13 protein-coding genes are annotated in these 11,737 nt (G+C 56.2%); 1 reads left to right on the top strand and 12 read right to left on the bottom strand.

Features of this window, described 5'->3' with window-relative positions; all coding sequences use genetic code 11:
- The first annotated feature begins 10 nt into the window (after window positions 1-10).
- Window positions 11-1,015 carry a hydrolase gene (locus HUW35_RS15740; RefSeq protein ID WP_181253178.1) on the top strand — a complete coding sequence of 335 codons (1,005 nt, stop codon included), beginning with the start codon at window positions 11-13 and terminating at the stop codon, window positions 1,013-1,015.
- Here HUW35_RS15740 and HUW35_RS15735 read toward each other — a convergent pair.
- The 12 genes from HUW35_RS15735 to HUW35_RS15680 all read right to left on the bottom strand — a co-directional run bounded on the left by HUW35_RS15735 (window position 1,012) and on the right by HUW35_RS15680 (window position 11,706).
- Entirely contained in the window at window positions 1,012-1,344 is a 333-nt protein-coding gene (locus HUW35_RS15735; protein ID WP_181253177.1) for a hypothetical protein, read from the bottom strand. The genes HUW35_RS15740 and HUW35_RS15735 overlap by 4 nt on opposite strands.
- A gap of 302 nt (window positions 1,345-1,646) precedes the next feature.
- Window positions 1,647-2,699: a hydrogenase expression/formation protein HypE gene (gene hypE, locus HUW35_RS15730; protein ID WP_181253176.1), complete on the bottom strand. Its 1,053-nt coding sequence runs from the start codon at window positions 2,697-2,699 to the stop codon at window positions 1,647-1,649.
- Window positions 2,689-3,807 (bottom strand): hydrogenase formation protein HypD, encoded by a 1,119-nt coding sequence (gene hypD, locus HUW35_RS15725; protein WP_181253175.1) that lies wholly within the window; start codon window positions 3,805-3,807, stop codon window positions 2,689-2,691. Before hypD ends, hypE begins: the two co-directional genes overlap by 11 nt.
- A 20-nt stretch (window positions 3,808-3,827) precedes the next feature.
- A complete protein-coding gene (locus tag HUW35_RS15720; protein WP_181253174.1) occupies window positions 3,828-4,070 on the bottom strand; it encodes a HypC/HybG/HupF family hydrogenase formation chaperone in 243 nt (80 codons plus the stop codon).
- A 31-nt stretch (window positions 4,071-4,101) separates the two neighbouring features.
- The gene (gene hypF / locus HUW35_RS15715) at window positions 4,102-6,468 is read right to left on the bottom strand and encodes a carbamoyltransferase HypF (protein WP_181253173.1); all 2,367 of its coding nucleotides are present in this window, start codon (window positions 6,466-6,468) and stop codon (window positions 4,102-4,104) included.
- Window positions 6,449-6,730, bottom strand: a complete 282-nt coding sequence (locus HUW35_RS15710; RefSeq protein WP_181253172.1) for a hydrogenase/urease maturation nickel metallochaperone HypA — start codon at window positions 6,728-6,730, stop codon at window positions 6,449-6,451. Before HUW35_RS15710 ends, hypF begins: the two co-directional genes overlap by 20 nt.
- A complete protein-coding gene (locus tag HUW35_RS15705; RefSeq protein ID WP_255463620.1) occupies window positions 6,730-7,173 on the bottom strand; it encodes a hydrogenase maturation protease in 444 nt (147 codons plus the stop codon). Before HUW35_RS15705 ends, HUW35_RS15710 begins: the two co-directional genes overlap by 1 nt.
- A 20-nt stretch (window positions 7,174-7,193) precedes the next feature.
- Window positions 7,194-8,510: a Ni/Fe hydrogenase subunit alpha gene (locus tag HUW35_RS15700; RefSeq protein WP_181253170.1), complete on the bottom strand. Its 1,317-nt coding sequence runs from the start codon at window positions 8,508-8,510 to the stop codon at window positions 7,194-7,196.
- Window positions 8,497-9,318, bottom strand: coding sequence for an oxidoreductase (locus HUW35_RS15695; protein WP_181253169.1), 822 nt, complete (start codon window positions 9,316-9,318; stop codon window positions 8,497-8,499). The genes HUW35_RS15700 and HUW35_RS15695 overlap by 14 nt, the downstream gene beginning before the upstream one ends.
- Window positions 9,294-10,103, bottom strand: coding sequence for an FAD/NAD(P)-binding protein (locus tag HUW35_RS15690; protein WP_181253168.1), 810 nt, complete (start codon window positions 10,101-10,103; stop codon window positions 9,294-9,296). The genes HUW35_RS15695 and HUW35_RS15690 overlap by 25 nt, the downstream gene beginning before the upstream one ends.
- Window positions 10,100-10,582 (bottom strand): cyclic nucleotide-binding domain-containing protein, encoded by a 483-nt coding sequence (locus HUW35_RS15685; protein ID WP_181253167.1) that lies wholly within the window; start codon window positions 10,580-10,582, stop codon window positions 10,100-10,102. Before HUW35_RS15685 ends, HUW35_RS15690 begins: the two co-directional genes overlap by 4 nt.
- Window positions 10,579-11,706: a 4Fe-4S dicluster domain-containing protein gene (locus HUW35_RS15680; RefSeq protein WP_255463339.1), complete on the bottom strand. Its 1,128-nt coding sequence runs from the start codon at window positions 11,704-11,706 to the stop codon at window positions 10,579-10,581. The genes HUW35_RS15685 and HUW35_RS15680 overlap by 4 nt, the downstream gene beginning before the upstream one ends.
- Window positions 11,707-11,737 lie beyond the last annotated feature (31 nt).

Here is an 11,737-nt window from a genome sequence, read left to right as displayed (position 1 = left end):
CTAAAGTACTTTGAGCGTCCAGCCATTTGAGCCTGCGGTCGGGCTCGGCAACTGTCATCTGCAGACCATATTCCCGCGCTTCCATCGGCCCAGACCCTGGATCAGAACCCAGTGCCAGTGGCTTACCACCCCAGACAATGACCGCCTAGCGCTTCATACGCCGACTCAGCTTGAAGATAATCCCAATCGGCCCATCGTATTGGTACTTCACGGCCTCGAGGGGTCCGTGGAATCCCCTTACGTGCAGGGGTTAATGCAGTCACTGCTGGAAAAGAGGTTTCAGGTCGCCGTCATGCATTTTCGAGGATGCGGCGGCGCGCCCAATCTATTGCCGCGTGCTTATCACAGTGGCGATAGCGAAGATCCCCGCTGGCTGGCTAGACACCTCAGGGAAAAGTTTCCCGGTACACCACTGATGGCCGTTGGCTATTCACTGGGTGGCAACGTGCTGTTGAAGTGGCTGGGTGAAGATGGCAACCAGACGCTGTTGTCAGCTGCCGTATCTGTGTCTGCACCGCTGGATCTGCACGCTTCCAGCCGCCGTATGGGGCAGGGGTTCTCCAAGGTTTACCAGCGCCACTTGTTGCAGAGCCTGAAGCAGAGTCTACGCAACAAGGCGCGAGATCCGGAACTCGCGCAGCAGATGCCTGTATTGAATGAATCGAGGTTCTTTAGTGATTTCAGGAGCTTCGATGATCAATTTACCGCGCCACTGCACGGGTTTAGCGGCGTAGATGACTACTACACGCGCGCGTCGAGCAAACCGTTTATCAAAAATATTCGCACACCAACGCTGATTATTCATGCGCAGGACGACCCATTTGTCTGTCCCAGCGCAATTCCCACCAGCGACGAAATCAGTAGTGAAGTCACCCTGGAAGTCAGCAAGCGCGGCGGGCATGTCGGCTTTATCAGTGGCAGCCTATGGCAACCGCGGTATTGGCTGGAATCCCGTATTCCCGACTTTCTCAAGCAGATGAGAGCCGAATACACTGATAATGCCGACACACCTTAATGGTGGATGGCGTACGCCGGTTCCGGAATAGACGCATCTACGTAGAACGACATGTACTGACGGAATGCACTCGTCACCGCCGTATTCTGAAGGAGCGACTGTTCGGAGTCGTGTTGCTTAGTAATCAACCGCACCAGACTCAAGTGATAGTCGCCGCTATAATTTGCTTTCAGATGCTCATCGATAATACCGACAAGTTGCTCCGCCAGACTGTACTCCGTGCCCTCATTCAAAAAGGCATCCTTTAACGTCATTTTGAATTCCTCCCAGCTGGAGAGTGCAACAGAAAGGCGTTCAATGGCGTGAAAAATCTGTTCTCCTGTAGTCATAAAGTCCCCCTCGAAAAAGAGGGCGAATCCTACTGGAGAACACCCACATTCCCCAGCGTTTCAGGCGCCAGAAACAGGGTTTTCGTGACAGTTTTTACGGCACCTCACGACGTGTATTCACAAGGCGTGTAAACCTCGGCTAATTGAGTTCTCGATCCTTATCGCTGTCCAAATACTGAATTTAACATAATCTATATTATGCGAACTACGTATTGGTTATGGGAGGGGCTCAATGTGTGCCCGGTACAATCAGGCTTGGCCAGTATCTGTGGCGGTATGTCGGCCTGATACGCTACCGCAACTTAGCAGATTCTGGGCAACTGCTCACCGGGCAAACGATACAGTAGCCGTTCGCAGCCTAATGAGTTCTGCAAGGTGACTTCCGCACCGGCCAGGCTGGAAACCCGACCAATGACACGACTGTCTATGGAGACCGGAATCGCTGTCAGGATCTCTAGCGCTTGTTGTTGCTGTTGCGCTGGCACAAACAGGATGAAGCGGCCTTCGTTGGCCACATACATGGGATCGAGCCCGAGCAGCTCGCAGGCGCCCTGCACGGGTTCACTGACCGGAATACAGCCTTCCTCAACCTGTATGCCCATGCCCGATGACTCGGCGAGTTCCACCAGCGCGGTGGCAAGCCCGCCCCGTGTGAGATCCCGCAAGCAGTGAACCTCAATTCCAGCGGCCAGCAGCGCCGCGACGGGATCACACAGCGGCGCACAGTCACTGAGCAGCGGGCTTTCAAACTCGAGGCCTTCACGCTGAGCCATGACCGCCATCCCGTGCCGGCCAATATCGCCAGACAGAATGACCACATCGGAAGCGACAATCTGCTGCGGACAGATTTCGCGAGTAGCGCCGAGCACGCCAATTCCAGAGGTGTTGATATAGATCCCGTCACCCTTGCCCCTCTCCACGACTTTTGTATCGCCAGTCACCAGCTGCACGCCGACTTCTGCAGCGGCAGTGCCCATGGAATACATGATACGTACAAGGGTCTTGATCGGTAGCCCCTCTTCCAGAATCAACCCGCAACTCAGGTACTTCGGACGGGCGCCACTCATGGCCAGATCGTTGACCGTGCCATAGACGGCAAGCTTTCCAATATCGCCACCGGGGAAAAACAACGGGGACACTACGAATGAGTCGGTGGTAAATACCAGGCTCCCGTTGTCTACCGGCAACTTTGCGCTGTCATGCCCCTGTTGAATCCAATAATTGTCAATATAGGGAAAAATAAAATCCCGCAGTAAACGCTGGGTAAGTTCCCCGCCACTGCCATGGCCCAGCCGAATCACTTCATCGGATTCAGTGGCCAATTGATCCAGCGGAAGCGGACACTCAATGTTCATGGCGGGGTTCCTGATTATGATGTGGGCGAGTGCCGTATCGATAATAGGCCGCGCAGGGACCTTCGGTAGATACCATCGGAGCGCCCAGAGGGCTTTGTGGACGGCACTTGTTGCCGAAGTGCGGACAGTCATCGGGTTTACTTAGCCCCTGCATTATCCGCCCACTGATACAGCCGCTGGTATCCTCCCGAACCTGGAAATCCATCGGGAATCGCTGGCCGGCGTCAAACGCAGCGAACTCCTGGCGCAACAGCAATCCGCTGCTGCGGATATTCCCCACCCCGCGCCAGCTCTGGGTAGATATTTCAAATACCCGCTGCAACATCTCCCGCGCGGGGATATTGCCTTCGCTGGAAACCGCGCGTGCGTACTGGTTCTGAACTTCATACTTGCCCTGCTCCAGCTGACGCACACACATCAGGACACCTTCGAGAATATCCAGAGGTTCAAATCCGGTAACCACGATGGGACGTCGTATTTTGTTCGCGAGTGGCAGGTATTCTTCAAAGCCCGTAATTGCACAGACATGCCCGGCGGCAAGAAACCCCTGAACGCGCGAGTCCGCATCGGCGCAGATGGTGTCTATCGCCGGGGGGACCAGGAACTGGGATACCAGCAGGGAAAAGTTGGTTACGTCTTGCCGGTGGGCTTGGTACACCGCCATGGCATTCGCGGGTGCCGTGGTTTCAAAGCCGATTGCAAAAAACACAACCTGGCGATCGGGATGCGTCCGCGCAAGCTCCAGCGCATTCATTGGTGAATAAACCGTACGCACATCTCCACCAGCGGCCTTTACCGCCAGCAGGTCCCGGTCAGTTCCGGGAACCCGGAGCATATCGCCGAAGGAACAGAAGATCACATCAGGTCTCGAGGCAATGGCAATTGCCTGGTCGATGATATCCAGTGATGTCACACACACCGGACAGCCAGGGCCATGCAACAGCTCTATCTCCGGCGGAAGTAACTGCTGTAATCCATATTTGGCGATCGCATGTGTTTGCCCGCCGCAGACTTCCATCAATGTCCAGGCGCGGGTGGTGGTTCGATGCAACTCAGCAACAATCTTTCTTATGCCTTCTCGCCCGCGATATTCATTCAGATATTTCATCGGCCATTTCCCTGGTGACATTACCCGAGATCTTCCAGATCTCCGATTTCCTCTAGATAGCGAAATACCCGCTTTGCTTCGCTTTCATTAATGACACTAATCGCAAACCCCACATGCACGATTACATAGTCACCAACTGCGACTGTCGGCACAAAGGCGATATTGATTTCCTTACTGATACCGCCGAACCGAACCCGCGCACTGCGCTCCAGGGGTTCACTATTCAGTATTTCTTCTACAAGACCGGGAATCCCAAGACACACGGGTGACTACCCTCCTCTGGTACCTTGTTCATTACTGGTTTTCACGCTCGGCTTTTCCATTTGCCATGGATAGGCGGCTGTTATTGCCCATACAACGGGTGTAGTAAATCTGCCCCACTGCGATACCACCATCATTCGGGGGAACCTTGCTATGGCTGTGTACCCGAAACCCGGCCTCGCGCAACAGCTGCGAGGTTGTCTCCAGCAGCCGCTTGTTCTGGAACGCACCTCCAGACAGGAACACTTTGTTCTCTGCAGAGCGTATGGCTACCGATAGTGCCATCTGCGCAAGCGTATTGTGGAACGCGGTGGCCATGTAGGGGATCTTCGCTCCGGCTGCCTGATCCTCGATCAGGGCCGCAAGCATCGGACCCCAGTCAAGCTTCCAGACAGCGCCCTCCCGATGCAATTCAAACGGGTAGCTGCTGCCGTGCTCTGACTCCTGTGTCGCAAACTCCAGTGCCATTGCCGCCTGGCCCTCGAACGTGGTGGCTTCCACAATGCCAAGCAGTACGGATACGGCATCGAACAGCCGCCCGACACTGGAGCAAATGGGGGTATTGAGTTTCCGCGCCAGGATGCGCTCGAGGTTTGACAGGTCTTGCGCACTGAATTTTTGCCGCAGTAGCGTGCCGGATTGGCTCGCAGGATTCAGTGCATTCGGACCGAGATGCTCAAATAACAGCCCGGCCAGGGTTCGGCGAGGATCGTGTATCGCCAGTTCACCCCCGGGCAGCGGAAACTCGCGCAGGCTCGCCAGCCGCCGAACCTGGCCCGCGCCGTTCCAATAGAGAAACTCACTGCCGCGCAGCGTCCCGTCCTCGCCGAAACCCGTCCCATCCCAACAGATTCCCAGTGCCGGCCCAGGGTCGGCATGCTCTGCTAAGCATGAAAAGAAATGGGCCACGTGATGCTGTACGTGCATTAACTGGCCAGCACGCCGCTGGCACCATCGGGTCGAGAGGAAGCCCGGGTGCAGATCACAGGTCACACGGGCCACTTTCAAGTCGGCACGCTTGTCGCCGTACAATTGTGTAAGGTCATCAACGGTAGCTATGAAGTGCGCCATGGCGATACGATTCTCAAGATCGCCGATATGCTGGCTGGTAAATACGGTATTGCCGCGCGCAACAGCAACCGTGTTTTTAAGATCGGCACCCGCGGCCAGTATCGCGGCGCCCTGTGCCGGCCTGTCCGGCAGCCCGAGCGGACGAGGTACGTACCCTCGCGCGCGGCGCAATATCACAGGTTGGCCATCCATCACACGAACAATGGAATCGTCCAGCGGGCGCAGTATCTGCCGATTGTGCACCAGAAACCCGTCTGCAATCGGGGCCAGTCTCTGCAATGCCTCTTGGTTGTCGATGCAGATTGGCTCACCGGCGAGGTTGCCACTGGTCGCAACCAACGGTCGCGGCAGATCGTGCATCAGCAAGTAATGCAGCGGTGAGCTGGGCAACATCACGCCAATATTGGGATTGCCCGGCGCGACCTGCTCGCACAGGTTTTCCCGCGCAACTGACCTGGCCCGCAATATTAGGATCGCTCGCTCCGGCGCAAGGAGCTGCTGTTCTTCCTGCGCGCTAACGTAGCAGTCTCTGTGTACGCTGTTTATGTGCGGGTACAGTAAGGCAAACGGCTTGTTGGGACGCTGTTTCCTGTAGCGGAGACCTGCAACGACATCGCCCCGGGCCGCATCGGCAATTAACTGGAACCCACCGACGTTCTTGATGGCAACAATATGGCCGGTTCGGATCGCTTCCACCGCCTGCCGAAAGGCGTCTTCGCCGGTGGCAAGCGGCGTTCCATCCGCAGCGCAGTACGCCAACTGTGGCCCACACACTGCACAGGCATTGGGTTCGGCATGAAAGCGCCGGTTTCCGGGATCAATGTACTCCGCGTGACAGTCTTCACAAAGAGGGAATCGCTCCATTGCGGTATTTGCCCGATCGTATGGCAGGCGCTCGACAATACTGAAACGTGGGCCGCAGTGGGTACAGTTAAGGAATGGATAGCGGAATCGGCGGTTTTGCTTATCGAACAGTTCCTGCAGACAGGCATCACAGGGCGCCAGATCCGGCAATATGAGTGCTGCGGGAGCGGCGCTGGTATCGCTCTCCCGGATGGAAAACCCCGTATCTTCTTGTAGCGGTATCTGTTCGCAGGTCAGGGAATGGATTTCTGCATGGGGCGGCAGTTCCCGCGACAGGCTCTGAGTAAACTTGCGCAGCCGGGATTTGCTTCCCTGTACTTCCAGGCTAACGCCCGCGGTATGGTTGGCGACCCATCCGCACAGACTGTACCGCCCTGCCAGCCGATAGATATATGGCCGGAATCCAACCCCCTGAACGATACCGGTGAGTTGCAAGCGGCGTCGCTCAAGGGATTCGTTGTTCATCGTCCGCTTGAAACTCGAGACTTTCCAGAATGATGTCCTGGGCTTCGGGGTGATGGATATCCGACTGCTCGACAATGTCCAACCGCAAGCCTTGCAGGGCCGTTCCGTCGGTTTCCTGTTGAAAGTGTTCACGCAGATGATCAGCCGAGATATGCGCGAGCGCGCCCAGCCGGAGTTTGGCCGCTAACACCCGGGCATTTTCTTCCGCTGCGAGTCCCTGAATCGTATTCACCAGATTCCTGATAAGTGACTGTTCGTGCATTACAGACCTCCTGTCTGTAGCTGTATTTTTTCAAGAATTTCCCGCATCACCTGTTGCGCCGCGGCCTTCACCTGCGCTGACAGGCCTGCACTGAATGAAAAATCCCGTCCGCAGATTGCATATATTTCCAGGTGTGCCGGCATTGCCTCCAATGCCCTAGCCAATTCCAGCGCTTCGCCAATGTTCAGGCCGTGGCTGGAGGTACGACAGAGGCTCGCTGGAATATCCTGTTTGAGACCATTGAGACGCACTACTTCCCCAGGCGGATAGGCTGCAGTCTGTACTGCGTCGACCAGGCAGACGTGCCGATCTCTCCAGTCCTCAATCAGGTTGCTCATATCGCCATTGTTCTCTATGCAGGGGATGGATGGCGTCAGCTGGCTGCGCAGGCGATGCACAACGTAAGGTCCCACGGAATCATCCCCTCGAAACCGGTTACCCACTCCGATGATGGCCCAGTCACTCACGATCCTGGCCTCACCGGATCCAGATGTAGCTTGAGGAAGTGGGTGGAACAGGAGATGCAGGGATCATAGTTGCGAATGGCCTGTTCACAGCGGGCCTGGAGGTCAGCCTCTGCGAGATGCATGTACTGCGGAAGCATCAGGCGCAGGTCATCTTCGATGGTTTTCTGGTTCTGCGATGTGGGGGCGACGATTTTTGCATCATCTATTTGGCCGGATGCGTCGATACCATAGCGGTGGAAAAGCAGGCCTCGCGGCGCTTCCGTTGCGGCACACCCCGTGGATGGCCTCGGTGCTGTGTCAATATACGGGGCTTGTGGTGCCCGGTAGTTGTCGATGATCCGCACTGCCTCGTCGAACGCATAGAGTACTTCCAGGCTGCGTACCACAATGCTGGCAAAGGGATTTGAACAAAAAGACGGGAAGCCCACCTCACCCGCGATTTGCTTTACCAGCGGTGACAGCCGCTCGTAATTCAGGTTATACCGGGCCATAGGGCCGAGGAAGTAAGCTCCCCGCCCCACCCGCTCACTGTGCAGGGCATTGCTGTATTCTACATGCGTTTCGTGAAAGTGATCATCGTAGTCGCTCACGGCAATATCCAGCCCGTGCGTAGATACAATACGTCCGCGATTCATCGGGTATTCTTGCGGGTCCGATAGCGCGACAAACTCGTAGGTATTTTCAGGTGCCCGTGCAAAGTCCGGAATAGGCAGTGAAGCCGCCCAGCGTACGGTTTCAATGGCCAGGTCTCTCGCGCGCAGCAACTTGTCCCGTAACTCACCCAGCTCGGGGTGCGTAGGCAGCCGGTAGAATCCGCCCACCCGCACATTGATCGGGTGGACCTCACGCCCTCCTAGCAAACGCACTATCTCGTTACCCGCCTTTTTCATCTGCAAACCGTCCTGTACGGTTTTTGGATGATCTTTGGCCATGGCGACGCCACTGGGATACCCGAGGAAATCTGGCGCATGCAACATATAGATATGCAGCGTATGGCTCTCGATCCACTCCCCGCAATACATCAAGCGTCGCAGGGCGTGCAACTCTGGGGAGAGACTGAGCCCAAGTGCATTCTCCACCGCATGGACTGCGCTCATCTGGTAAGCAACGGGGCAGATTCCGCAAATGCGTGCGGTAATATCTGGCGCCTCGCGGTAGTCGCGCCCGCGCATGAAACCTTCAAAGAACCGGGGCGGCTCGAAAATCTTGAGTTTTACCTCGTGCACACCATCTTCGTCGTAGCGGATATACAGCGCTCCCTCCCCTTCGACACGGGCGAGATAATCGACCTTGACGGTCTTACTCCTGGTCATCCTGGCCTTCCCGATTGCGGCTGGCAGCATCGAATACCGGTGCCGCCGCGTTGAAATTACGCAGGTTCTGGATCACCGTGGCCTTGTCCGCACCCAGCTCCTGTTCCCACCAGTGGCACAGGGATGCGGTATTACTGTTTTCCTTTGGGCCGTAGCAACCGTAGCAACCGCGGTGGTAGCTGGGGCAGATAGCGCCACAGCCCGCCTGGGTTACCGGTCCCATACACGGTGTTCCATGGGCTACCCATACGCAGATATTGCCGCGTTGTTTGCACTCGATACATACAGAGTGTGCTGGCACCTGCGGTGGGCGCCGATGCAAAAATGCGCTGATCACTTCCAGCAGCTGATATTTATTGATCGGACACCCATTTAACTCGAAATCGACCGCCACGTGGCTGCTCACAGGGGTTGAGGTTTTGAGAGTAGCGATATATTCCGGATGGGCATACACCGCAGCGATGAATCCATCTACGTCCGCAAAATTCCTGAGTGCCTGTATCCCGCCCGCTGTGGCGCAGGCTCCGATTGCAACGAGTGCTCGGGACTGGGTGCGAATGTCGCGGATGCGCTGTTGCTCTTCAGCGGTGGTGATGGAACCCTCAACCAGGGAAAGGTCATAGGGTCCGGGGAGTTGGCTGCTGGACGCTTCCATGAAATAGGCAATCTCAACTTTGTCCGCCAGCGCCAGTAGTTCGTCTTCGCAGTCCAGCAGGCTCAACTGACAGCCGTCACAGGAGGTGAACTTCCACACGGCAAGCTTCGGCTTGGGTGGCGCGGCGCCTAGAGCGCGCGAATGTTGAACCATTGCTTCACGCTCCCGTAATCGAATACCGGCCCGTCCTTACACACGAACTGCGGTCCCCACTGGCAGTGTCCGCAATGCCCGGTGGCACATTTCATATTCCGTTCCATGGACAGATAGATTGCAGAATCCGGCAGACCTTTTCCCGTCAGTGTCTGGATACAAAACCGCATCATCACTTCGGGACCACAGAGGAAGACAATGGTGTTATCACAATCAATCTCGGTGCCTGCAAGTGGCCCGGTAATAACGCCGATCGCGCCACTCCAGGCGTCATCCGCATGATCTACAGAGAGAACCTGCTGGATTTGTGCGCTCCAACTGCGGAGTTCATCTGCATACAGCATTTCCTGAGGACGCCGGGCACCGTAAAACAGTCGCAGGCTGCGACAAGCCTGGGCTCCCGAGAGCAGGCTGTATATCACCGGCCGCAGTGGCGCCAGGCCCAACCCGCCGGCCACGATCAGCACATCTTTGCCGTCGACTTTATGCATCGGCCAGCCTTGGCCGAATGGACCGCGCACCCCGAGTAAATCTCCCTCGCGTAAGCGCTCCAGGGATTGGGTGACGAGTCCGTGGGTCCGGATTGTGTGCACGTAGCCGCCGGTTTCGCCGGTTTTTCCACTCATGGAAATCGGGACTTCACCACAGCCAAATGCGTACAGCATATTGAATTGACCGGGCTCGAAGCGTGGAAGCGGGTTGCCTTCTTTATGCTGGATATCCAGCGTGAAGGTACCCGCGTACTCTTCACTGCGACGCCGCACTCGGAACAGTGCCGGTGTCATTTTTCGCCTTCTAACGGCGGACGTTGCTGGCCGTAAACATCCATCAGCTGTACGCGGGTAGCCTTTACCCGGTCGCTGATAATGCGGGCGAAACGCTTCATCAGCTGGTAGCCCATTTGCGGGTCACTCTCGCACTTCTCCCGCAGGCACTTGCCGTCAAGGCGAATTGCATGCACCTCATCCATGGCCTTCGCATCGAAGGTCCACAGATAAGGGGGGAATAACCAAGACCAGCCGAAGATATCACCGCTGTGTAAGGTCTGCAGGCAGAGCGCCCCGTGATTCGGCACATAGCACTCCACCGCAACCTGGCCATCCCTGATCAGGAAGAAGTGATCTGCCGGGGCATTTTCTCGGGCAATATACTCCCCGGCATTGTAAATATGGTTTTCGCCGCAATTAGCAATGAAGTCGAGATGCTCCGCTTCCATTTGACTAAAAAACGGGTGCTCATGTAATAGCTGGGACATGCTCTTCATGATTGTTCCATCTCGCGCATCTTGTGTATTTCTTCCGTGAAATCAATACCGACCGGGCACCAGGTAATACAGCGACCGCAGCCGACACAGCCCGAACTTCCGAATTGATCGTGCCAAGTGGCAAGCTTGTGGGTCATCCACTGACGATACCGGCTTTTTGTATCGGGGCGTACGGAACCGCCAGTGATATAGCTGAACTCGCCAGTAAAGCAGGAATCCCAACGTTCCCAGCGCTCTGCGTTGTCACCACTCAGGTCCGTGGTGTCCTCTACTGTAGAACAGAAACAGGTGGGGCACGCCATGGTGCAGTTGGCACAGGAAAGGCAGCGATCCGCTACCTGGTCCCACAACGGGCTTTCGTAGTTTCGATACAGTAAGTCCTTGACGTCTGAATTATCGAACTGTCGGGGCCCGTTTTCCATTTGTTGAACCGCGTCGTGCAGAGCCCCCTCTTCTGCTTTCCGCTCTCTCTCTGTGGCGGATGTCAGTGGCAGTTCTCCGAGTATTTCACTGCCCTGTTGGGACCCACTTTTGATCAGGAAGTAGTGTTCGTCACTACCGATCACTTCAGTCATGGTGAGATCTGCTGGCGAGCTCACTTTTGGGCCGGTTTTCATGGCGGTACAGAAACAGGTGGCCGCGGGCGTCGTGCAATTGACTGCGACCACGAACGCATTACCCCGCCGTTCGGCGTAGCTTTCGTTTTGGAATTGCGCGCCGGAGAACACCCGGTCCTGAATCTCCATCGCATGCAGTTCACAGCTACGCACGCCCAGAAATGCGACACGCGGTGCAACGTCGACGACTTCTACGAAGTTCAGGCCACCATCAGTTTTTCGTGCCTCCCAGACCTGGCGTCTGGGCAGTTGCAGAAACTGCTTCCAGGATCCCGCCCCTACGGCATAGGCAAAATAGGCTTGAGAATGATTTGAGGCTAGTCGGTAGTAGCCTTTCTCCTGCTGATCCGACCAGCCCTGAGGTAGATCTACGCTGCCCTGAATTTCTCCGTAGGTGATAGCCCCGTTTTTTACTGTCGGACCCATTACCTGGTGACCTCGCACCCGGATAGCCTGGATAAGCAACTCCAGATCCTCTGCGCGTAGTACATAATCCTGTGTCGTCACGAGGTCCCCACCGTAAAAATCTGCGCGTATT

The sequence above is a fragment of the Microbulbifer sp. YPW1 genome, assembly GCF_013367775.1.
Classification (GTDB): domain Bacteria; phylum Pseudomonadota; class Gammaproteobacteria; order Pseudomonadales; family Cellvibrionaceae; genus Microbulbifer.
Note: the sequence above shows the minus strand (reverse complement) of the source record. Positions and strands in the feature narration are given on the sequence as shown.

What these genes read in the sequence shown, in the direction of transcription:
- HUW35_RS15735 (WP_181253177.1), bottom strand. Translation starts at nt 1,344, where the DNA reads ATGACTACAGGAGAACAGATTTTTCACGCCATTGAACGCCTTTCTGTT.
- hypE (WP_181253176.1), bottom strand. Translation starts at nt 2,699, where the DNA reads ATGAACATTGAGTGTCCGCTTCCGCTGGATCAATTGGCCACTGAATCC.
- hypD (WP_181253175.1), bottom strand. Translation starts at nt 3,807, where the DNA reads ATGAAATATCTGAATGAATATCGCGGGCGAGAAGGCATAAGAAAGATT.
- hypF (WP_181253173.1), bottom strand. Translation starts at nt 6,468, where the DNA reads ATGAACAACGAATCCCTTGAGCGACGCCGCTTGCAACTCACCGGTATC.
- HUW35_RS15710 (WP_181253172.1), bottom strand. Translation starts at nt 6,730, where the DNA reads ATGCACGAACAGTCACTTATCAGGAATCTGGTGAATACGATTCAGGGA.
- HUW35_RS15700 (WP_181253170.1), bottom strand. Translation starts at nt 8,510, where the DNA reads ATGACCAGGAGTAAGACCGTCAAGGTCGATTATCTCGCCCGTGTCGAA.
- HUW35_RS15695 (WP_181253169.1), bottom strand. Translation starts at nt 9,318, where the DNA reads ATGGTTCAACATTCGCGCGCTCTAGGCGCCGCGCCACCCAAGCCGAAG.
- HUW35_RS15690 (WP_181253168.1), bottom strand. Translation starts at nt 10,103, where the DNA reads ATGACACCGGCACTGTTCCGAGTGCGGCGTCGCAGTGAAGAGTACGCG.
- HUW35_RS15685 (WP_181253167.1), bottom strand. Translation starts at nt 10,582, where the DNA reads ATGAAGAGCATGTCCCAGCTATTACATGAGCACCCGTTTTTTAGTCAA.